The sequence below is a fragment of the Ramlibacter henchirensis genome, from assembly GCF_004682015.1.
Lineage (GTDB): Bacteria > Pseudomonadota > Gammaproteobacteria > Burkholderiales > Burkholderiaceae_C > Ramlibacter > Ramlibacter henchirensis.
The window spans coordinates 2,310,598-2,330,776 of sequence record NZ_SMLM01000001.1 but is presented as its reverse complement, the minus strand read 5'-3'; the positions used below and the strand labels follow the sequence as shown (position 1 = coordinate 2,330,776).

The 20,179-nt window shown below is 69.8% G+C and carries 20 protein-coding genes; 15 read left to right on the top strand and 5 right to left on the bottom strand.

The window, feature by feature from the left end; genetic code table 11:
* Positions 1-197: 197 nt before the first annotated feature.
* Positions 198-2,060 (top strand): ABC transporter ATP-binding protein, encoded by a 1,863-nt coding sequence (locus tag EZ313_RS11525; RefSeq protein WP_240788590.1) that lies wholly within the window; start codon positions 198-200, stop codon positions 2,058-2,060.
* On the opposite strand, the gene EZ313_RS11520 is transcribed toward EZ313_RS11525, so the two are convergent.
* Positions 2,057-2,476, bottom strand: a complete 420-nt coding sequence (locus EZ313_RS11520; protein ID WP_135263283.1) for a MarR family winged helix-turn-helix transcriptional regulator — start codon at positions 2,474-2,476, stop codon at positions 2,057-2,059. The two genes, EZ313_RS11525 and EZ313_RS11520, sit on opposite strands and share 4 nt — an antisense overlap.
* Positions 2,477-2,623: 147 nt before the next feature.
* On the opposite strand from EZ313_RS11520, the gene EZ313_RS11515 reads away from it, so the two are divergent.
* The 3 genes from EZ313_RS11515 (at position 2,624) to EZ313_RS23595 (ending at position 5,360) form a co-directional block, all read left to right on the top strand.
* Positions 2,624-3,082, top strand: coding sequence for a tripartite tricarboxylate transporter TctB family protein (locus EZ313_RS11515; RefSeq protein WP_135263647.1), 459 nt, complete (start codon positions 2,624-2,626; stop codon positions 3,080-3,082).
* Between the two features lie 13 nt (positions 3,083-3,095).
* Entirely contained in the window at positions 3,096-4,598 is a 1,503-nt protein-coding gene (locus tag EZ313_RS11510; protein WP_135263282.1) for a tripartite tricarboxylate transporter permease, read from the top strand.
* A gap of 108 nt (positions 4,599-4,706) precedes the next feature.
* Positions 4,707-5,360 carry a putative quinol monooxygenase gene (locus EZ313_RS23595; protein WP_135263281.1) on the top strand — a complete coding sequence of 218 codons (654 nt, stop codon included), beginning with the start codon at positions 4,707-4,709 and terminating at the stop codon, positions 5,358-5,360.
* Here EZ313_RS23595 and EZ313_RS11500 read toward each other — a convergent pair.
* Genes EZ313_RS11500 through EZ313_RS11485 form a run of 4 tightly spaced genes read right to left on the bottom strand, consistent with a single transcriptional unit; the run spans position 5,357 to position 8,530 of the window.
* Positions 5,357-5,833 (bottom strand): nuclear transport factor 2 family protein, encoded by a 477-nt coding sequence (locus EZ313_RS11500; RefSeq protein WP_135263280.1) that lies wholly within the window; start codon positions 5,831-5,833, stop codon positions 5,357-5,359. The genes EZ313_RS23595 and EZ313_RS11500 overlap by 4 nt on opposite strands.
* Complete coding sequence (locus tag EZ313_RS11495) at positions 5,830-6,789, bottom strand: Bug family tripartite tricarboxylate transporter substrate binding protein (protein WP_135263279.1); 960 nt, start codon at positions 6,787-6,789, stop codon at positions 5,830-5,832. Before EZ313_RS11495 ends, EZ313_RS11500 begins: the two co-directional genes overlap by 4 nt.
* Positions 6,790-6,821: 32 nt before the next feature.
* Positions 6,822-7,652, bottom strand: coding sequence for an IclR family transcriptional regulator (locus tag EZ313_RS11490; protein WP_135263278.1), 831 nt, complete (start codon positions 7,650-7,652; stop codon positions 6,822-6,824).
* An 8-nt stretch (positions 7,653-7,660) separates the two neighbouring features.
* Positions 7,661-8,530, bottom strand: a complete 870-nt coding sequence (locus EZ313_RS11485) for a carbon-nitrogen hydrolase family protein (protein ID WP_167772562.1) — start codon at positions 8,528-8,530, stop codon at positions 7,661-7,663.
* 122 nt (positions 8,531-8,652) lie between these two features.
* Here EZ313_RS11485 and EZ313_RS11480 point away from each other — a divergent pair, with 122 nt between their 5' ends.
* The 11 genes from EZ313_RS11480 (at position 8,653) to EZ313_RS11435 (ending at position 20,177) form a co-directional block, all read left to right on the top strand.
* Positions 8,653-9,624, top strand: a complete 972-nt coding sequence (locus EZ313_RS11480; RefSeq protein WP_135263276.1) for a Bug family tripartite tricarboxylate transporter substrate binding protein — start codon at positions 8,653-8,655, stop codon at positions 9,622-9,624.
* A gap of 23 nt (positions 9,625-9,647) precedes the next feature.
* Positions 9,648-10,865 (top strand): amidohydrolase family protein, encoded by a 1,218-nt coding sequence (locus tag EZ313_RS11475; protein ID WP_167772561.1) that lies wholly within the window; start codon positions 9,648-9,650, stop codon positions 10,863-10,865.
* Position 10,866: 1 nt separating this feature from the next.
* Entirely contained in the window at positions 10,867-12,117 is a 1,251-nt protein-coding gene (locus EZ313_RS11470) for an NAD(P)/FAD-dependent oxidoreductase (RefSeq protein ID WP_135263274.1), read from the top strand.
* 26 nt (positions 12,118-12,143) lie between these two features.
* Positions 12,144-13,121, top strand: a complete 978-nt coding sequence (locus EZ313_RS11465) for a Bug family tripartite tricarboxylate transporter substrate binding protein (protein WP_135263273.1) — start codon at positions 12,144-12,146, stop codon at positions 13,119-13,121.
* Between the two features lie 189 nt (positions 13,122-13,310).
* Entirely contained in the window at positions 13,311-13,691 is a 381-nt protein-coding gene (locus tag EZ313_RS23590) for a PIN domain-containing protein (protein ID WP_240788639.1), read from the top strand.
* On the top strand, positions 13,606-13,926 hold the full coding sequence (locus tag EZ313_RS23470; protein WP_205960360.1) for an NYN domain-containing protein: 321 nt from the start codon (positions 13,606-13,608) through the stop codon (positions 13,924-13,926). The genes EZ313_RS23590 and EZ313_RS23470 overlap by 86 nt, the downstream gene beginning before the upstream one ends.
* 10 nt (positions 13,927-13,936) lie before the next feature.
* Positions 13,937-15,781, top strand: coding sequence for an AMP-binding protein (locus EZ313_RS11455; protein WP_135263272.1), 1,845 nt, complete (start codon positions 13,937-13,939; stop codon positions 15,779-15,781).
* Between the two features lie 97 nt (positions 15,782-15,878).
* A complete protein-coding gene (locus EZ313_RS11450) occupies positions 15,879-16,898 on the top strand; it encodes a TRAP transporter substrate-binding protein (protein WP_135263271.1) in 1,020 nt (339 codons plus the stop codon).
* Positions 16,899-16,900: 2 nt separating this feature from the next.
* Positions 16,901-17,389: a TRAP transporter small permease gene (locus EZ313_RS11445; protein WP_135263270.1), complete on the top strand. Its 489-nt coding sequence runs from the start codon at positions 16,901-16,903 to the stop codon at positions 17,387-17,389.
* Between the two features lie 18 nt (positions 17,390-17,407).
* The gene (locus EZ313_RS11440; protein ID WP_135263269.1) at positions 17,408-18,709 is read left to right on the top strand and encodes a TRAP transporter large permease; all 1,302 of its coding nucleotides are present in this window, start codon (positions 17,408-17,410) and stop codon (positions 18,707-18,709) included.
* A 163-nt stretch (positions 18,710-18,872) separates the two neighbouring features.
* Positions 18,873-20,177: a hypothetical protein gene (locus EZ313_RS11435; RefSeq protein WP_135263268.1), complete on the top strand. Its 1,305-nt coding sequence runs from the start codon at positions 18,873-18,875 to the stop codon at positions 20,175-20,177.
* Positions 20,178-20,179 lie beyond the last annotated feature (2 nt).

Sequence of the window (20,179 nt, the reverse complement as noted above, 5' to 3'; positions counted from 1 at the left end):
ATCCGTTGCGCCGCCACTCGGCACGAGCCCGCCGCGCGCTCGGAGTTGGGTCAACCTTGGCGCGAGCTCATCCGTTAGCCGCTACAGTTTTGTCTTGCGGCTGACCTGCGCTGTCTGTGCGTCCAGAGCCGCGCACGCCGTCCATGTTGTCCGCCCTCCGGCCTGAAGCTTCAGGCGCCCTCCTCCGCCGCGACGCCGTGGCACTCCCGCATTCGCTGCGCAGCACGCGCGACGTCGCCCGCCAGGCGCTTCCCTGGCTGCAAGGCTTCGGCCGGCCGATCGGCAAGGTCATCGCGCTGGCCCTGTTGCTCGCGGTGGTGAGCGCGGCGTCGCCGCTGGCCGTCATGGGCCTGGTCGACGCGCTCACCCGGTTCGCTGCTTCGGCCCCCATCGGCGGACTGCGGACCATCGTGATCGCCTTGTGCGCGGTGGCTGCGGCCGAACTGGCGCAGGTCTACCTCTCGCGGCTGCTGGAAACACGAAGCTGGCGCGTGAAGCTGGATCTCGATTTCTCGCTGCGCGGCCGGGTGACGGCGCGTTTGCACGAGCTGCCGCTGGCGTGGCACCAGAAGCAGACCGTCGGCGCCACGGTGAACCGCGTCAACGCCTCCATCAACGGATTCGTGACGGCCGTCTGCGAGCTGGCCTTCAAGACGCTGCCCGCCGCCTGCTACCTGGCCCTGGCGCTGGCCGCGCTGCTGAATCTCGACTGGCGCCTCGCCCTTGCCGTCTGCGTGTTCGCCCCGCTGCCGGCCCTGATCGGCATGCGCGCCGTGCCCGAGCAGACGCAGCGCGACCGCGCGCTCGTGGCCCACTGGTCGGCGATCTTCGGCCGATGGACCGAGGTTCTGGGAGGCATCCGCACCGTCAAGGGTTTCGCCATGGAGCAGGAAGAGGAGCGCCGCTTCCTGAAGGCCGTGGACGAGGGCAACGCGCTGCAAAAGCGCGGCGCTGGCCGCGACGCGCAGACCGCCGCCCTGCAGGGCCTGTCGGCGGCGGGCGCGCGCCTGTCGGTCGCCGCCATCGGCGTGTGGCTGGTGCTGCGCGGGCACGGCACCGTGGGCACACTGGTCGCTTCGCTGCAGTACGTCAGCAGCCTGTTCGGTCCCATCCAGAGCCTGACGAACGTGTATGCGACGGTGCGCCGCGGCCGGGTGTCGCTGGAGGCCGTGAGCGAGATCCTGGACACGCCCGATCCGCTGGCCGACGCGCCCGATGCCCGCGAGCTGGTGGTCGCGCGGGGCGCGGTGGACTTCCAGCAGGTCTCGTTCGATTACGGCGACGGTCGCCCGGTGCTGCGGGAGGTGACGCTGTCGATCGCGCCCGGCGAGACGGTCGCGCTGGTCGGCCCCAGCGGCTGCGGCAAGACCACGCTGGTGTCGCTGCTCGAGCGCCTGCACGCGCCCACCGGCGGCCGCATCCTGATCGACGGCGTCGACGTGCGCGACTGCACGTCGCGCTCGCTGCGCGCGCAGGTCGGCACCGTGATGCAGGAAGTGCACCTGTTCCACGACACCGTCCTGGGCAACATCACCTACGGCAGCCCGGGCGCGACGCGCGAGCAGGCCGAGGCGGCCGCGCGCGCGTCCAACGCGCACGAGTTCATCGAGCGCCTGCCCCATGGCTACGACACGCTGGTGGGCGAGCGCGGCGCGGGCCTGTCCGGCGGGCAGAAGCAGCGCATCGCCATCGCGCGGGCGCTGCTGAAGGACCCGCCCATCCTGGTGCTGGACGAAGCCACGAGCGCGCTGGACAACGAGAGCGAGGCGCTGGTGCAGGGCGCGCTGCAGCGGCTCACGCGCGGCCGCACCACGCTGGTCGTGGCGCACCGGCTTTCGACCGTGATGGACGCCGACCGCATCGTCGTGCTGCGCGGCGGCCAGATCGAGGCGGTGGGCACGCACGCGGAGTTGCTGGCGCAAGACGGCTACTACGCGCGGCTGTTCTCGCGCCACTCGCGGGGGCACGGCGAGGCGGCCGAGCCGTCGGGTGCCTGGGACGCTGCCGCGCGGCGCGCCCGCTGGGCCCGCGGGCCGCGCCGCCGCGGCCTGCGGCGCTAGCTCTCGCTCGCCGCCTCCACCACGGCCGCGAGGCTGGCCAGTTCCTCCCGGTGCAGCTGCGCCAGCCGGCGCAGGCAGCGCCGGCCCTTGGCCGTGAGGTGCACCTCGACCAGGCGGCCGTCGAGGGCGTTGGGGCGCCGCTCCACCAGGCCGGCCTGCTCGCACCGCGTCACCAGGGCCACCACGCCATGCGGCTGCGCCTGCAGCCGCTCGGCCAGCTCGCCGATGCTGGCCCACTCGCGCTCCTCGAAGCCCTGGGTGTGCACCAGCAGCTGGTACTGGAGCATGGTGACGCCCTCGCCGCGGCACGCGTCCTCGCTGAACCGCAGGAAGCGGCGCAGCTGCCAGCGGAAGCTGGACAGCCGCTCGTAGTGTTCCTTTTCGGTCGGCTCGCGCCGGCGCGCCCTGTTGTTCATCAGTCTTCTCCCGGTGCGCGGAATCTACACCGGCCGGCGGAACTGTCTCCGCGGATTCACATCACAGCGTGAGGCAATCATGTCACGACATGATCCAAACCCGGCCCGCGCGGCCCTCGAACTCCAAGGAGACAGGAAAGCATGCGATTGAGCATACGCAACCAGAAAGACTTCGCCGCCGGGCTCATCTACGTCCTGGCCGGCGCCGGGTTCAGCCTCGGCGCGCTCGAGTACAGGCTGGGCGACCCGGCCCGGATGGGCCCGGGCTTCTTCCCGTTCTGGGTCGGCGTCCTGCTGGCCATCGTCGGGCTCCTGACGCTGGCGGGCGGCGTGAGGCGCACGGCCGGGGTGGAGGGCGTCAAGCGCCTGGAGATCGGCCCCATGGCGTGGATCCTGGGCGGCGTGGTGCTGTTCGGGCTGCTGCTGCAGCCGCTGGGCCTGGTGCTGGCGCTGACCGTGCTCGTGCTGGTGTCCAGCCGCGCCAGCCACGAGTTCACCTGGCGCGGCGCGCTCATCAACGCCGCGGCGCTGGTGGCTTTCAGCACCGCCGTGTTCATCCACGGGATCAACCTGCAGATCCCGCTGTGGCCGGTCGCGCTGGGCTGAGGAGGACCGGACGATGGAACTGTTCTCCCACCTCGCCCTGGGCTTCGAGACGGCCCTGAGCCTGCAGAACCTCCTCTACGCATTCATCGGCTGCCTGCTCGGCACGCTGATCGGCGTGCTGCCGGGCCTGGGCCCGTCCACGACGATCGCGATGCTGCTGCCGGTCACCTACACGCTGCCGCCGGTGTCGGCGCTGATCATGCTGGCGGGCATCTACTACGGCGCGCAGTACGGCGGCTCGACGACCGCCATCCTGGTCAACCTGCCGGGCGAGTCGTCCTCGGTGGTCACCGCGATCGACGGCTACCAGATGGCGCGCCGCGGCCGCGCGGGCGCCGCGCTGGCCACCGCCGGCATCAGCTCGTTCATGGCGGGCTGCTTCGCCACGCTGGTGCTGGCGGCATTCGCGCTGCCGATGTCGGAGCTCGCGTTCAAGTTCGGGCCGGCGGAGTATTTCTCGCTGATGGTGCTGGGCCTGGTCGGAGCGGTGGTGCTCGCGTCCGGATCGCTGGTCAAGGCGGTCGGCATGATCCTGCTCGGGCTGGTGCTCGGCCTGGTCGGCACGGACGTGAATTCGGGCGTGGCGCGCTACTCGTTCGACGTCCCCGAACTCACGGACGGGATCAACTTCGTCGCGCTCGCCATGGGCATCTTCGGCTTCGCCGAGATCATCGTGAACGTCGAGCAGCGCGAGCACCGAGAGACCTTCACCAACCACATCACCCACCTGTTCCCGACGCGCGAGGACTTCCGCCGGTTCGTCCCCGCCGCCGCGCGCGGCACCGCCCTGGGCACCGTGCTGGGCATGCTGCCGGGCGGGGGCGCCACGCTGTCGGCCTTCGCCTCCTACACGCTGGAGAAGAAGCTGTCTTCGCGCAGCGCCGAATTCGGCCGGGGCGCGATCGAGGGCGTGGCCGGCCCCGAGGCGGCCAACAACGCCGGCTCGCAGACCTCGTTCGTGCCGCTGCTCACGCTGGGCATCCCGTCGAACGTGGTGATGGCGCTGATGGTGGGCGCGATGACCATCCACAACATCCAGCCCGGCCCGCAGGTGATGACCAGCAACCCCGACCTGTTCTGGGGACTGATCGCCAGCATGTGGATCGGCAACGCCATGCTGATCGTCCTGAACCTGCCGCTGGTGGGCGTGTGGGTGAAGCTGCTGAAGGTGCCCTACCGGTACCTGTACCCGGCCATCCTGGTGTTCTGCTGCATAGGCGTCTATTCGATCAACAACAACACCTTCGACGTCTTCATCACGGCCGCGTTCGGCGTGGCCGGCTACGTGTTCGCGCGCTGCGGCATGGAACCCGCGCCGCTGCTGCTGGGCTTCGTCCTCGGGCCGATGATGGAAGAGAACCTGCGCCGCGCCCTGCTGCTGGCGCGCGGGGACTTCTCCACGCTGGTCACGCGCCCGCTGTCGCTCAGCCTGCTGGTCGCCACGCTCGTGCTGCTGCTGGTCGTGGCCCTGCCGGCGATCCGCAAGACGCGCGAGGAGGCGTTCCAGGAGGCGTAGCGGAGCGCCCGCCGAGCTACAGGCGCTCACAGTCTTCACCACGGCGCGGCTTTCCGGTCGCGCCGCTCAGGTTCTACGCTGGCTGTTCTTTGACCAAAGGAGGAGACGATGTCGACGGTGACCCATGGTTTGCTGGCGCGGATGATCGCCCGGCCCGGCCAGTCGGCGCAGGCCGAGCTGTTCCAGCAGTGCGCGCTGCCGCAGGCGCGGGCCGAGCCCGGCACGCTGGCCTGGTACGCGCTGCGCTTCGGCCGCGAGGACTACGGCTTCTTCAGCGCGTTCGGCGACGAGGCCGGGCGGCAGGCGCACCTGCAAGGCCCGGTCGCCCAGGGGCTGAAGGAGAAAGGGGCGCAGATGCTGCGGCGCGAAGCGGAGTTCGCCCGCCTGAACATCCTGGCCAGCAAGCTGCCTGCGACGCCGCGCGCTTCGAGCCTCGGCGTGCTGCTCGCCTTCAAGGCGAAGGCGGGGCATGAGGCCGAGGTGGAGCAATTCCTGCGCGATGCCCGCCACATGGTCGAAGAGGAGCCCGACACCGTGGCCTGGTTCGCGCTGCACTGGGCCGACAGGCAGCACTACGGCATCTTCGATGTCTTCCCGGACCTGCGCGCGCGCAACGCGCACCTGTCCGGCCGCGTGCCGCGCGAGCTGGCCAAGCACGCGCTGCAATTGGTCGGCGGGATGCCCTCGATGAAGCGGCCGGAGGTGCTGGCCATCCACTACGCGCAGGGCGTCACGGCCGAGGCGGGAGCGCAGGCCGCTTAAGCCGCACGCCCGCCGGCTGGCGGCGGCACGAGCACGGGCACGCCGCCGCGGAACAGCGCGACGATGCCGTGCTCTCGCATGCGCCACGCGCCATCGGCCTCGCGCACGAAGGTCGCGTGGTTGTCCGCCACCAGGATCGGCGGCGCGGCCGGCAGCACCGGCACGCCGTCGGCCGCGTAGACGGACAGCACGCCCTGCACCGAAGCCTGCCCCGGCCCTTCGACGCGCGCCCGCACGTTGGTGAGCACATGCCGCACCAGCCGATCGCCGCGCGCGGTGCGAAAGGCGTAGTAGTCGTGCACCGCGCCACGGCCTTCCATCCGGTGCTCGCACATCTGGTAGACGCAGTCCTGCGTGTAGAAGTCGGTCGCGCCGCGCGCGCCGTCCGCGTCGACGTCCCACCAATAGTCGACCAGCCGCTCCATCACGGCATGGCGGATGCGGAAGTCTTCATCGGCCGGGAGAGTGGTCATCGGATCATCGCGCTCCAGCGAGCGGCCTCTTTCTGCACGAACTGCAGCATCTCCTCGGGCGAGCTGCTCACCGGCTCCGCCGCCGCCGAACGCAGCGCCTGCTGCACGTCCGGCGCGGCCAGCGCCTCGCGCAGTACCTTGTTCACCTTCCGCACGATGGGATCGGGCAGGCCCTTGGGGCCGACCATGCCGTACCAGAGCGTCAGATCGAAACCCGGATACCCGGACTCGGCGAAGGTCGGGATGTTGGGCGCGGCCTCGACGCGCTTGGGCGAGGTGATCGCCAGCGCGCGCGCCCGGCCGCTTTGCAGCTGCGCACCCACGCCCTGCAGGCTGACCAGCGTCGCCTCGACCTGGCCACCCACCAGGTCCTGGAGCGCGGGCGCCGTGCCCTTGTAGGGGATGTGGTTCAGCTGGATGCCCGCCTGCTTCGCGAAGATCTCCATGCCGTAGTGCGTGGCGCCGCCTTCGCCGTTGGATGCGTAGGCGATCGTCCCCGGCGCGCGCTTGGCTTCCGCGACGAAGTCCGCCAGCGTGTTGCCCTTGAACTTGGGCCCGACCGACAACGTGACCGGCTGCGAGGCCAGCATCGAGATTTGTGTGAGCTGAGTCACCGGGTCCGTGCCCTTGCCTTGCAGCAGCTTCACCGTGCCATCCGTGGAGGTGACCAGCAGCGTGTAGCCGTCGGGCGCCGAGCGCATCACGTGCTCCGAGCCTATGCCGGCGCTGGCGCCCGGCCGGTTCTCCACCACGACGGGCTTGCCGAGGCCCGCGGCCATCTTCTCCGCCATCAGGCGGCCCAGCTTGTCGGTGAAGCCGCCGGCCGGCCAAGGCACGACAACCGTGACCGCGCGCTCGGGCCAGGCCTCGGCCGAGCCCTGCGCCTGCACGAGCGCGGGCGACGTCCATGCACCGGCGGCCAACGCCAGCACTGCAAACCTACGAGAGAACCTCATGTCGAACCTCCTGGCGGGGTGGATGGAAAAAACTAGAGATGCCGGACTTCGCGGTTGATCGCCGCCGCGGTCTTGAGCAACTGCGGCACCAGCCGCGCGAGCACGTCCTCGAGCCGCCAGCGTGGCGTGGGGACGGCGATGTTCACGGCGCCCAGCGGATGCCCGCGCGGGTCCAGCAGCGGCGCGGCGACCGAGACGTCGCCGATGAAGGCTTCCTGGTTGTTCAGCGCATAGCCCTGCTCCCGCGCCTCGCCCAGGGCCGCGCGCAAGCCGGCGAGGTCCGTCACGGTGTGGCGCGTCATCGCCGTGCGGCGCGCCGCCTTCAGCCGTGCCAGCGCGTCGGCCGGCTCCATGCAGGAGAGGATGGCGCGGCCCGCGGCGGTGCAGAACGCGGGCAGCCGCGAGCCCACGTGCAGGTCCACGCTCACGGCATGCAGGCTGGGATAGCGGGCGACGTACACGATCTCGTCGCCTTCCAGCTCCATCAGGTTCACCGTCTCGGACGTGCGCCGGTTCAGCGCTTCCAGGTGCGGCTGCGCGCGCTCGCGCAGCTGGTCGGTCGCGAGCACCGTGTGGCCGAACTCCAGCATGCGGCCCGAGAGCCGGAAGGCCTTGGTCGCGGGATCCTGCCGCAGGTAGCCGAGCACGCGCAGCGTGTGCGTGATGCGCTGGACGCCGCTGCGGTCCAGGCTCGCGAGCTGCGCCAACTCCGTGAGGCCGACCGCGCGACCCGCGGTGTTGAGCGCTTCCAGCACCTGGAAGCACTTGGCCAGCGAGCCCATGAAGAGCGGGCTGTGGTCGCCCTCCGCCGCCGTCGCCGTACGAATGGCACGGCGGGTGGACGCGCTTGCGGCTGCGGGCATCGGCGCCTTCACTGCGGGGCTGCGAGCGGCCCGTACAGGTCGGGCCGGCGGTCGCGCCACCAGGGGAATTTCTTGCGTGCCGCGCTGACCGCATCGAGGTCGATCTGCGCGGTCAGCAACTGCGGCTTCCCGGTGCCTGCTTCCGCGACGATCATGCCGCGCGGATCGACCACCATGCTGCGGCCCAGGTGGTGCCTCGGACCTTCCGTGCCCACTCGGTTGCAGGCGAGCACGAACACGCCGTTCTCGTAGGCGCGGGCGCGCAGCGGGATCTCCCAGATCGAGGTGCGCTGCTGCGGGTCGGCGTAGGTGGAGAACGCGATCGGCATCGCGATCAGCTCGGCCCCCGCCAGCGCGAGCGCGCGCGAGGATTCGGGATAGAGCCGGTCGTTGCAGATCTGCACGCCGATGCGCGTGCCCGCCACCGCATACGTCTCCAGTTTGGCGCCCGGCGCGAAATAGAACTTCTCGAAGCTGCCGGTGCCGCCCGGCCCCTCGCTCGGGAAGTAGGCCGGGATGTGGGTCTTGCGGTAGCGCCCGGCTTCGCGCCCATCCTCGTCGTAGATGAACGCGCTGTTGAAGTAACCGTCGTGCGCGCGCTCCGCGAAAGGCAGCACCAGCGCGATGCGATGGCGGCGCGCCTTCTCGCGCAGGCCGGCCAGCACCTCGTGCGTGTCCTGCATGAACCAGCGGTCGAACTCCTCCTCGAGCTTGTTGGCGAAGAACGGGGTGAGGAACAGCTCGCCGAACGTGAGCAGGCGCACCTGCTGCCGCCCGGCTTCGTCGAGCATGGCGTGCGCCGCTTCGGTGATGGTGCGCAGGTCGCCGTCCTGGACGCTGCCGGTCTGGGCCGCGGCCACGGTGATCGTTCTGGCCATCGGGAATCTCCGGTGGTTATTGCATTCCGATATTGGCATATTGCTTTCCGATACGCCAGCCGCCTAAAGTGCTCCCGCTTCCCGTAGCGGCCGGCGCGCCGCCGCCTGCCTGGAGAACCGTCATGCAACGTCGTACTTTCCTGCTCACTTCCGCCGCCGCCCTGGTGCCCGGCGCCACGTTCGCGCAATCGGCCGGGTGGCCCTCGCGGCCGGTCCGCGTCCTCATCGGCTACCCGCCCGGCGGCAGCACCGACGTGGCGGGCCGCCTCCTGGCCGAGCAGCTGGGCCGCAAGCTCGGGCAGCAGGTCGTGGTCGAGAACCGCGCAGGTGCGGGAGGCACCGTGGCGGCACAACAGGTGGTGCGGGCCGACCCCGACGGCTACACGCTGCTGCTGGCCGCTTCGCCCGAGGTGTCGATCGCGCCGATCACGATGAAGGCCATGCCGTACGACCCGGTGCGCGACCTGCAGCCGATCACGCTGGTGGGCCAGGTCCCGTTCTTCCTGGTGGTGAACCCCTCGGTGCCCGCCAACACGCTGGCCGAATTCATCGCCCATGCGAAGGCCAATCCCGGCAAGCTGAACTACTCCTCGTTCGGCAACAACACGTCCAACCACCTGGCCGGCGAGCTGTTCAAGTCGCTCACCGGCATCAACAGCGTGCACGTTCCGTACAAGGGCAGCGGCCCTTCGATGACGGACCTGATCGGCGGGCAGGTGCAGTACAGCTTCGACACGCCGCCAGCGGTGCAGGAGCACGTGCGCGGCGGCAAGCTGCGCGCGCTGGCGGTCGCCACGCGCCAGCGGCTGGCCAGCCTGCCGCAAGTCCCCACGTTCGCCGAAGCCGGCCTGCCGAACTTCTCGGGCGGCACCTGGTTCGGCCTGTTCGCGCCGGCGAAGACGCCCCGCGCGGTGGTCGACCGCATCAACTCCGAGGCGGTGGCCGCGCTCAACTCGCCCGAGTTGTCGAAGGCTTTCAGCGACCGCGGCATCGTGGCCTCGCCGCAGACGCCGGAGGAGTTCGCCCGCTTCGTGCAGGGCGAAGTCTCCAAGTGGAAGGACCTCGCGGCCAAGGTCGGCATCGTGGCCGAGTGAGCCGCGCGTAGCATCGGATGGCGATGAGAACCCTGCTGACCCATGCGACGCTGATCGACAGCGTCGAACCCCGGCCGCAGCCGGATTGCGCCGTGCTGCTGGAAGATGGCCGCATCAAGGAAATCTTCCAGGCCGGCAGCGCGCCCGCGGTGGGCGATGCCGAGGTGATCGACCTCAAGGGCGCGTACCTGATGCCCGGCCTGTGGGACGTGCACGTCCACCCCGACTATTTCCAGTCGCTCGCCGAGATGCCGCTGCCCGACCAGGTGACGCTGTTCGGCCACCGGCTGCAGGCCGCGTTGTTCGACTCCGGCATCGTGGGCTTCCGCTGCGCCGGCGCGCACCACTACATGGACGTCGCGTGGAAGCGCGCGTTCGATTCCGGCCAGCACGTCGGACCGCGGCTGTTCGCGTCGGGGCATTTCCTCACGACCACCGGCGGGCACTTCCTCACCTCCGGCCACGCGCTCGAAGTCGACGGGCCCTACGGCTGGGTGAAGGCCATCCGCGAGCAGATCAAGAACGGCGTCGACCACATCAAGCTCAATCTGTCCGGCGGCATCATGGGTCCGGCCTGGGACCTGCACCGCCACTCCTTCCTGCTGGAAGAGGAGCTCAAGGCCGCCTTCGACATCTGCAAGCTGCGCGAATTCAAGGTGATGGCGCACGCCACCAACCCGCCGTCCGTGAAGGCCGCGATCCGCCTGGGCGCGCACAGCATCGAGCACGGCTACATCCTGGACGACGAGTGCATCGATCTGTTCCTGCAGCACGGCACCTGGTACGTGCCCACCCTCTCCATCAGCCACCTCACGCCGACCCAGGCCACGAACGACTGGGAGCAGCGCTGGGTGAAGAACCGCAACCTGGCGCACTCGCTGTGCTGCCGGGCGGATGCGGCGTCCGACGTGCACCAGGCCGGCTTCATCAAGGCGCTGAAGGCCGGCGTGAAGATGGCGCTGGGCTCCGACATCCGCCCGCTCAAGGATGCGGCGCTGCTGGAGCTGGGCCTGTGGGTGCGCGACGGCGCGACGCCATGGCAGGCACTCGTGGCGGCCACGCGCAACGGAGCGGCCATCTGCGGCATGGGCGACGAGCTCGGCACGGTGGAGGTCGGCAAGATCGCGGACCTGATCGTGGTGGGCGGCAATCCGCTGGAGGACATCAACAACGTGCGGCGCCTGCAACTGGTGCTCAAGGACGGCCGCGTGGTGTCCGACAAGCGCCCGAAGGCGCGCTGAGATGACATCGAACGGCACTCCGCGCGTCGTGGTGGTCGGCGCCGGCATCGTCGGCGTCAGCATCGCGCTCGCGCTGCGCAAAGGCGGCGCGGACGTCACCCTGGTCGACCGCGACGAGCCCGGCATGGGCTGCAGCTTCGGCAACTCCGGCGCGGTGAGCCCGGCGTCCGTGGCGCCGCTGGCGATGCCGGGCGTGCTGGCTTCCGTGCCCGGCATGCTGCTGGACGACGAGAGCCCGCTGTACCTGCCGCTGCGCTACCTGCCGCGCGCATTGCCCTGGCTGCTGCGCTTCGTCGCTTCGGCGCGGCCCGCAGCGGTGGAGGCCTCGGCCGCCAAGCTGGCCGCGCTCCATGCGGGCGCGCTCGATGCGCACGAAGCGATGACGCGAGAGCTCGGCGTGCCCGAGCTCTTCCTGCGTCGCGGGCACCTGCACCTGTACCCCGACGCAAACGCGCTGGCCAAGGATGCGACCGGCTGGCGCATGCGCGAGCAATACGGCTTCAAGGTCGAGCGGCTGGACCGCGCGGGCATCGAAGCCCTGGAGCAGGGCGTGTCGGCGCGCTACCAGGTCGGCATGTACCTGGCCGACCACGCCACCATCCTCAACCCCTTCCGCTACGTGCAGGCGATGGCGCGTGCTTTCGTGGCGGCGGGCGGGCGCATCGTGCGCGCGGACGTCCAGCGGCTTCATTTCGAGGGCGGCCGCTGGTGGCTGCGCGCATCGGGCGAAGTGGATGCACAGGCCTTCGAGCACGCCGTGGTCGCCGCGGGTGCGTGGTCGCGCGAGCTGCTCGCGCCGCTGGGCATCCGGCTGCAGCTGGAGAGCCAGCGCGGTTACCACGTGCAGTTCGAAGGCGGCCGCGACATCGTGTCGCGCACCGTCGTGCTCGCCGACCGCAAGGTGTTCGTCACGCCGATGGAAGACGGCCTGCGCGTGGGCGGCACGGTGGAGATCGGCGGCCTCGAAGCGCCGCCGGACGAGCGCCGCGCGGCCGTGCTGGGCCGCATCGCACGCGAGCACTTCCGCGGGCTGGAGCACCTGCCCACGCGGACGTGGATGGGCCACCGCCCGTGCATGCCCGATTCCGTACCCGTGGTGGGCGCTGCGCCGGGGCATCGTGGGCTGTGGCTGGCCACTGGCCACGGCCACCTCGGCCTGACCGATTCGCTCAACACCGCGCGCCGCATCGCCGACGCGCTGCTCGGCGCGCCGGCCGCGGTCGCTGCGGGCGCGGAGCTTGCCCGCGCCTGAGCGCGCTTTCCTCGACAGGAGTTGCCATGCCATCGTTCCTCAGCCGCCGTGCCCTCCTCACCGCCTTCGGCCTGGCGCTCGCTGCCGGCGGCGCATCGGCGCAGTCCTGGCCGGGCAAGCCCGTGCGGCTGGTGATCCCCTTCCCGGCGGGCGGTTCCACCGACATCGTCGGCCGCCTGATCGGCGAGAAGCTCTCGACCGCGCTCGGCCAGCCGGTGGTGGTGGACAACCGCGCGGGCGCGGGCGGCACCACCGGCTCGGACCTCGTTGCCAAGGCGGCGCCCGACGGCTACACCTTCCTCATGGGCACGAGCAGCACGCACGCCATCGCGCCCAGCCTGTACTCGAAGCTGGCCTACGACCCGGTGCGCGACTTCGCGCCGGTCACGCTGCTGGGCACGGCGACGATCCTGATGGTCGTGCATCCCTCGGTGCCCGCGAAGAACGTGGCCGAGTTCATTGCGCTGGCGAAGGCGAAGCCGGGCCAGTTCATGTACGGCTCCACCGGCAACGGCAGCGTGTCGCACCTGACGGCCGAGTACTTCCGCTCGCAGGCCGGCATCGAGATGCAGCACGTGCCCTACAAGGGCGACTCGCCGATGACGCTCGACCTGGTGGCCGGCCGCGTGCAGCTGGCCTTCGGCACGGCGGTCGCGTTCCTGCCGCACGTGCAGGGCGGCAAGCTCAATGCGCTGGCGGTCACCGACGCCAAGCCTTCGCCGGTGGCCCCGCGTCTGCCGACGGTCGCCACGTCGGGACTGCCGAACTTCGAGGCGCTGCAATGGTTCGGCCTGCTCGCTCCGGCGGGAACGCCGCGCGAGATCGTGCAGCGCATGCACACCGAAGTGGCCAAGGCGCTGCAGCTGCCCGACGTGCAGGAAAAGCTGCAGGGCTTGGGCATGCAGATCGTCGGCGGCGGGCCGGACACCTTCGGCAGCTTCATGCGTGCCGAGTCGGCGAAGTGGGGCAAGATCGTGCGGGACTCGGGGGCGAAGGTCGATTGAAGGATGGCGGACGACTTCGATCCCCAGAACGGTGGACGTTGCAGCGCCCCGCCCTGTGCATGCCCACTTGATTGCACATAAAATAGCCGCACGACTCCCCTGATCGGTTTCGACCGCCAGGTGCACGGCCCCTCACGGGGCCGTTGCTTTCTGTGCCGGAGAAAAATGACCCAGAAGCACCTCCGAACCATGGTCTATGTGGACGGATTCAATTTCTACTATGGCCAGCTGAAGGGCACACCCCACAAGTGGGTCGATCTCCAGGCGCTGTTCGGCAGGGTACTCAGCGCCCAGAACAAGGTCGTGGGCATCAAGTACTTCACCGCCAAGGTCCAGCCAACGCTGGCCAACCCCAGCGTGATGACCCGACAGGACGCCTACCTCAAGGCACTGGGCGCGCATTGCCCGCTGGTGCACGTGGGTTTCGGGCATTTTCTGCGTCACAGGATCCGCATGGAGGAACGCCGACCCGCCACCCGGCACGGTGCAGGTCTGGAAGAACGAGGAGAAGGGCTCCGACGTAAACCTCGCCCTGCACCTGCTGAACGACGCGTGGCAGGATGCCTATGACTGCGCCGTGGTCGTCTCGAACGACTCCGACCTCTGCGAGGCCATGCGGTTGGTGAAAGCCCAGCACAACAAGGTCATCGGCCTGATCACTCCCGGCGCCCCGGTGCGGAAGACGTCGATGCAGCTGAAGCAGCATTCGGACTTCACGCGACAGATCCGCACATCGGCGCTGCAAGCCAGCCAACTGCCGAGCCACATCCCGGGCACGACCATCACGAAGCCCGCTACTTGGTAGGCTGGGAACCATGCATCGGTCCGACATCCACGGCGCCGCGGACAAGGCGCGCATCCAGTCCCGGCCCTACGGCGAATTCATGGCGCACGCGAGCGTCGCCGACGCGCTGGCGGACGCCGCGCACCGCTACGCCGATCGCCGCGCCCTGACCTACATCGTCGATGCGGACCCGGCGACGCCGCCGCGGACCTGGACGTACTCGCAGCTGCTCGCGGACATTCACCGCTCGTCGCGGTTCTTCCAGCAACTCGCGGGCGACGAACCCGTGCGCATCGCTATGCTCCTGCCCGCGATCCCCGAGGCCTACCTCACGCTCTGGGGCGGCGAGGCCGCGGGCGTGGTGTGCCCGATCAACTACCTGCTGGACGCGGGGCACATCGCGGAGCTGGTTCGCGCGGCGGATTGCAACATCCTCGTCGCGCTGGGGCCCAACCCCGAGCTGGACATCTGGTCGCGCGTGCCGGACCTGCAGCGTGCCTGCCCTCGCCTGCGCCACGTGCTCGCGGCCGGCGGCGCGCCGGGGCATGAGGACTTCATGAAGGCGATCGCCGCGATGCCTGCGCACGCGATTGCGGCCGAGCGCGCGGCGGACCCGAATCGCATCGCCGCGCTGTTCCACACCGGGGGCACCACCGGCGCGCCCAAGCTCGCGCAGCACACGCACGCCAACCAGCTGCACGCGGCCTGGGGCGCGGCGCAGATGTACGCGATGCGCGAGCAGGACGTGATCCTCAACGGCTTCCCGCTGTTCCACGTCGCCGGCGCATTCGTCTACGGCCTGTCGGCCCTGCTCAGCGGGGCGGAGGTCGTCCTCCCGACCTTGCTCGGCCTTCGCAATCCGGCCTTCGCGCGGCAGTACTGGACCTTCGTGGAGCGCCACGGCGTGACGCTGCTGGCAGCCGTGCCCACCGTGATCGCGACGCTGCTGGGACTGGAGGCCAGCCCCGCCGCGCTGCGCAGCGTGCGCATGCTGCTGACCGGCGGATCGCCGCTGCCGACGGAACTGGCCGCCGCGTTCGAGCGCAAGTTCGGCAAGCCGGTGCGCAACATCCTCGGAATGACGGAGTGCGGGGGCGTGATCAGCATCGAGCCCTTCCACTCGCCGCGCGTGCCGGGCTCCTGCGGCTTGCCGCTGCCGTTCACCGAGGTGAAGGCCGTGACGTCGGACGGCCGCGAATGCGCCGCCGGCGAGAGCGGCATCCTGCGCGTGCGCGGCCCCAACGTCGGTCCGGGCTACACCGACACGCGTCGCAATGCGGGCACCTTCACCGTCGATGGCTGGCTGATCACCGGCGACATCGGGCACCTCGATGCCGAGGGCCGCGTGTTCGTCACCGGCCGCGCGAAGGACGTGATCATCCGCGGCGGCCACAACATCGATCCGCAGGTGATCGAGGAAGCGCTGCTCCAGCATCCGGACGTGCTGATGGCCGCGGCCGTGGGGGAACCCGACGAATACGCGGGCGAGCTGCCCGTCGCCTTCGTTTCGCTGCGGCCCGGCGCGACGATCACGCCGCAGGAGCTGTCCTCGTTCGCGAACGAGCGCATCCCGGAGCGGCCGGCCTATCCGAAGCGCATCGACGTGCTCCCGGCGATTCCCATGACGGCGATCGGCAAGGTGTTCAAGCCGCGCCTGCGCATGCTGGCCTGCGAGCGCGTGCTGCAGGAGCGGCTCGATCGCGCGGGGCTGCTCGGCCCGGTCCAGGTCAAGGTCGAGGAAGCCGCCAGCGGCCTGAGCGCCCGCTTCGAAAACACCGCGGCCGCCCCCGCCAATGCGAAAGAGCGCATCGCCGAGCTGATGCAGCCCTTCGCGATCGACTGGCGCTTCGCCGGCGCGGACGCAAGCACCGGCTGAGAGCGCCTCCCGCACGACAGCGGGAAAACACCGCTCCTCGCGGGAGGGCGCCTTGGGCATGATCAATGGTTACGTTCAATAAACAAGGAGACCCTTGATGAATCTGCCGTTCCGCACGACCGCGATCGCCCTGTCCCTGCTGTCCGCCCTCGGCGTTGCCATGGCGCAGGACAAGCCGGTGGAACTGAAGTTCGCGCACTGGCTGCCGCCCACCCACTCGTTGTCGAAGACCGGCTTCGAGCCCTGGGCCAAGTCGGTCGAAGCGGCTTCCAAGGGCAGCATCAAGGTCGCGCTGTTCCCGGCCCAGCAGCTGGGCAAGGCGGCCGACCACTACGACATGGCGCGCGACGGCATCGCCGACATGACATGGGTGAACCCCGGCTACCAGGCCGGCCGCTTCCCGGTCTTCGCGGCCGGCGAGCTGCCCTTCCTAGTGGGCAAGCCGGGCCCGGGCTCGGCCGCGCTGGATGCCTGGTACCGCAAGTACGCGGCCAACGAGATGAAGGACGTGAAGTTCTGCTTCGCGCACCTGCACATCGGCACCTTCCACTCCCGCAAGCCGATCACCGAGCCCTCGCAGGTCAAGGGCATGAAGATCCGCTCGTCCAACGGCACCAACGCCGCCTTCATGACGCTGCTGGGCGCCACCAACGTGCAGGTGTCGGCGCCCGAGGCGCGCGACGCGCTGGAGAAGGGCGTGGCCGATGCCATCTCCTTCCCCTGGGATTCGATCGTCAGCTTCGGCATCGACAAGGCCGTGAAGTTCCACAGCGACATGCGCCTGTATGCGTCGGACTTCGTGTGGGTGCTCAACCGCGGCTGGTACGACAAGCTCTCGGCCGGCCAGAAGAAGGTGATCGACGACCACTGCAACAACGAGTGGGCCGCCAAGGTCGGCGCGGCATGGGGCGACTTCGAGGATGGCGGCCAGGCCAAGCTGGAGAAGGCGGCCGGCCACACCATCGTCAAGCTCACGCCGGCGCAGCTGGATCAGTGGAAGAAGGCGGCCGAGCCGCTGTACACCCAGTGGGTGCAGTCGGCCGACAAGGTGGGCGTGAACGGAAAGCAGGCGCTGGAGGAGCTGCGCAAGGAGCTGGCCAACCGCAAGGCCGACTGAGAATGAAGCGGCTGCTCTCGGCCATCGAGCTGGTGGCCGCTTTCTTCCTCCTGGCCATCGCGCTGCTCACCGCCGGCAACGTGCTGCTGCGCGACGTGTTCAGCATCCAGATCCCCGACTGGTTCGACGGCGCGCGCATGCTGCAGGGCATCGCGCTGTTCTGGGGCGTGGCGCTGGCCACCTACTACGGCAGCCACATCTGCGTCGACGCACTGTGGGAACACCTGCCGCCGGGCGGCCGCCGCCGGCTGGACATCGCGGCCACCCTGCTCACGCTGGCCTTCCTGGTGCCGCTGGCCTGGATGGTGTGGGTGAAGGTGGCCGGCACCGGAACGCAGGGCACGATGGACCTGCGCATGCCGCTGTGGGTGTTCTATTCCATCGCGTCCGTGGGCACCACGGTGGCCGCGCTGCTGGCGGTGGTGCGCATCGTCTTCTTGTGGCGCCGCGAGGACGAGAAGCTGCAGCACGAGCCGCTGGCGGTCGACTGAAAGAACAACAAGGAAACCATGGACCGTGACCTGGTGGCCCTGCTGGGCTTCGTCGGCATGTTCGCGCTGATGGCGGTGCGGGTGCCGATCGGCATCGCGATGGGCGTCGCCGGCGTCTGCGGATTCGCCGCGCTCTCCGGCTGGAAGGCCGGCTTCAACCTGCTGGCAAACGTGCCGCTCTCGGTGGTCACCGACTACAACCTGAGCGTCATCCCGATGTTCATTCTGATGGGCGCATTCGCTTCGCGCGGCGGCATGAGCCGGGAGTTGTTCGCCGCGGGCCGCGCGTGGCTGGGACACCTGCGCGGCGGTCTCGCGATGGCGTCGGTCGCCGCGTGCGGAGGATTCGCGGCCATCAACGGATCGTCCGTCGCGACGGCGGCGACGATGGCGCAGGTGGCGCTGCCCGAGATGCGCCGCGCCGGCTACCACCCGGGCCTGGCCGCCGGGCTGATCGCCGCGGGCGGCACGCTGGGCATCATGATCCCGCCGTCGGTGATCCTGGTGCTGTACGGGATCATGACGGAGACCGACATCAAGAAGCTGTTCGCCGCGGGCGTGATCCCCGGCCTGCTGGCGATCGCGTTCTACTTCATCGTCGTGCAGATCATCAGCCGGGTCCGGCCCGACGCAATGCCGCGCGGCGAGGCGCATACCTGGTCCGAGCGCTGGAGCTCGCTGCGTGGGCTGTGGGCGGTTGTGGTGCTGTTCGTCTTCGTGCTGGGCGGCATCTACGGCGGCCTGTTCACGGTGGAGGAAGGCGCCGGCGTCGGCGCGGCCGGCACGCTGCTGATCGGCATCGTGCGGCGCCGGCTGCGCGGGCCGGAGATCAAGGCGGCGCTGATCGACACGCTGCGCGTCTCGTCCGCGATCATGATGATCGTGATCGGCGCGTTCCTGTTCGGCTACTTCCTCACCATCACCCAGTTCACGCAGAAGGCCGTGGCCTTCCTCGTCGGCCTGCCAATCGGCGCGTACGGCGTGCTCGCCCTGGTCATGGTGGGCTACTTCATCCTCGGCGCGATCATGGACGAACTGGCCATGATCCTGCTCACCGTGCCGGTGGTCTTCCCGGCCATGATGCAGCTCGGCTTCGACCCGGTGTGGTTCGGCGTCATCGTGGTGATGGCGGTGACGTTCGGAATGATCTGTCCGCCGGTGGGCATCAACGTGTTCGTGATCAACTCGATCGCGAGGGACGTGACGCTCGGGCGCATCTACCGCGGCACGATGCCGTTCATCACGGTGGACGTGCTGCGGCTGGTGATCCTCTGCGCCTTTCCCGCGCTGTCGCTCTGGCTGCCTTCGAAGCTGGGCTGAGCGCCTTGGTGCGTCCCTGCAGGGAACTGCCGTACGCAGAAAGCGCGGAAATCACGCAGAAAACGCAGAAGAATCAAAAGAATCAAGCGATAGTTTTTCTGCGTTTTCTGCGTGCCCTCTGCGTTTTCTGCGTACGGCTGTCCGCCTTTCCTCCAGCGGCGCGATGGCATACACCGGCCATGTCGAGGGCGACGGCTCGCTGCGGCTCAAGGGCACCGGCCTGCTGGGCGTGCTCACGGCCGAGACGCTGCGCCACGACGCGGCGGCGGGGACCATGTACGCGAACGCGCACGAGCTCAAGGCCGGCACCCCACAGCAGCTGACCAGCGCGACGCGCGGCTTCCCGCAGGCGGCTGCGGCGCTCGCCCAGATCCCCGCGCCGGCGCCTGTCGCCGCAGCGTCCGCGCCCTCTTCCGATGCCGACCTGCGGGCCGAACTCGCCGCCATGAAGGCCAAGGTGGACCAGCTCTCGAAGCAACTCGAGCAGGCGCCGCCGCCGGCTCCTGCGCGGCCGCTCTCACCCGCGAAGGCCCGTGCCAAGGCAGCGGAGGACAAGCGCATCGCGGACGCCAAGGTCCGCGAGGAAGCGCAGCGCCAGGCCGCGGAACGCCGCGCGAAGGCCGAGGAGGAAAAGCGCCAGCAGGCCGAAGCGCGCGCGCGGGCGGCCGAAGCCAAGGCCGCTGAAGCCAGACGCCTGGTCGAGGAGAAGCGGGCGCAACAGGAAGCGGCGCGTCGTGAGGCAGAGGAGCGGCGGGCGCAGCAAGAAGCCGCGAAGCGTGAAGCGGAGGCGGCGAAGGTCCGCGCCGCGGAAGAAGCGAATGCGCGTGCGGCGGAGGAAGCCAGGGCGCGTGCCGCCCAAGCGGCCGCGGCGGCCCGTCCGCCCGCCGCGCCTGCTCCCAACGCCGCGCCTGTCGTGGCCCTCGTGCCCGGGGGCCCGGTCCGGCCGGGCCTCTACAGCACCGGAACCGGCTACGACGTCGACGTGAAGGTGGTCGGCGACGCGCTGCAGCTGCGGGAGCTCGCGTACAACCGTGAGTCCCTCTACCGGCCCATCTCGCCCGGCTCGCGGACCTACGGCTACGTCAATCCGAACACCGGCACGCACTTCGCCCTGACGGTGGAGAACGAGACAACGCTCATCGCTTCGCGATTCGACAAGTCGACCGGGCAGGTGCTGCCCAACGGCACGCCGCTGAAGTTCGCCGGCGGCGGCCGGGCGCAGCCCGTCAGCGGAGACGACTTCAAGGACCTGAACGACGTCGCCCAGAAGTACCTGCGCAAGGCGCAGACCGAGCCTCAGGATGCGCAGGCCTGGTCCTTCTGCGGCATGGCTGCCATGGCGCGGGCCCACGGCCAGAACGACGTGCAGGTCAGGCAGGCCGCCCAGGCGCTGAAATCGATCTCGACCACGCAGGAAAACCCCTGCGGCGACGCCATCCCGAACAGGGTGTGGAACAGCGTGAACTGAGG

Excerpts from the sequence above, each read along its gene's own strand:
- EZ313_RS11520 (WP_135263283.1), bottom strand. The coding sequence starts at position 2,476 with ATGAACAACAGGGCGCGCCGGCGCGAGCCGACCGAAAAGGAACACTAC.
- EZ313_RS11510 (WP_135263282.1), top strand. The coding sequence starts at position 3,096 with ATGGAACTGTTCTCCCACCTCGCCCTGGGCTTCGAGACGGCCCTGAGC.
- EZ313_RS23595 (WP_135263281.1), top strand. The coding sequence starts at position 4,707 with ATGTCGACGGTGACCCATGGTTTGCTGGCGCGGATGATCGCCCGGCCC.
- EZ313_RS11500 (WP_135263280.1), bottom strand. The coding sequence starts at position 5,833 with ATGACCACTCTCCCGGCCGATGAAGACTTCCGCATCCGCCATGCCGTG.
- EZ313_RS11495 (WP_135263279.1), bottom strand. The coding sequence starts at position 6,789 with ATGAGGTTCTCTCGTAGGTTTGCAGTGCTGGCGTTGGCCGCCGGTGCA.
- EZ313_RS11490 (WP_135263278.1), bottom strand. The coding sequence starts at position 7,652 with ATGCCCGCAGCCGCAAGCGCGTCCACCCGCCGTGCCATTCGTACGGCG.
- EZ313_RS11485 (WP_167772562.1), bottom strand. The coding sequence starts at position 8,530 with ATGGCCAGAACGATCACCGTGGCCGCGGCCCAGACCGGCAGCGTCCAG.
- EZ313_RS11480 (WP_135263276.1), top strand. The coding sequence starts at position 8,653 with ATGCAACGTCGTACTTTCCTGCTCACTTCCGCCGCCGCCCTGGTGCCC.
- EZ313_RS11475 (WP_167772561.1), top strand. The coding sequence starts at position 9,648 with ATGAGAACCCTGCTGACCCATGCGACGCTGATCGACAGCGTCGAACCC.
- EZ313_RS11470 (WP_135263274.1), top strand. The coding sequence starts at position 10,867 with ATGACATCGAACGGCACTCCGCGCGTCGTGGTGGTCGGCGCCGGCATC.
- EZ313_RS11465 (WP_135263273.1), top strand. The coding sequence starts at position 12,144 with ATGCCATCGTTCCTCAGCCGCCGTGCCCTCCTCACCGCCTTCGGCCTG.
- EZ313_RS23590 (WP_240788639.1), top strand. The coding sequence starts at position 13,311 with ATGGTCTATGTGGACGGATTCAATTTCTACTATGGCCAGCTGAAGGGC.
- EZ313_RS11455 (WP_135263272.1), top strand. The coding sequence starts at position 13,937 with ATGCATCGGTCCGACATCCACGGCGCCGCGGACAAGGCGCGCATCCAG.
- EZ313_RS11450 (WP_135263271.1), top strand. The coding sequence starts at position 15,879 with ATGAATCTGCCGTTCCGCACGACCGCGATCGCCCTGTCCCTGCTGTCC.
- EZ313_RS11445 (WP_135263270.1), top strand. The coding sequence starts at position 16,901 with ATGAAGCGGCTGCTCTCGGCCATCGAGCTGGTGGCCGCTTTCTTCCTC.
- EZ313_RS11440 (WP_135263269.1), top strand. The coding sequence starts at position 17,408 with ATGGACCGTGACCTGGTGGCCCTGCTGGGCTTCGTCGGCATGTTCGCG.
- EZ313_RS11435 (WP_135263268.1), top strand. The coding sequence starts at position 18,873 with ATGGCATACACCGGCCATGTCGAGGGCGACGGCTCGCTGCGGCTCAAG.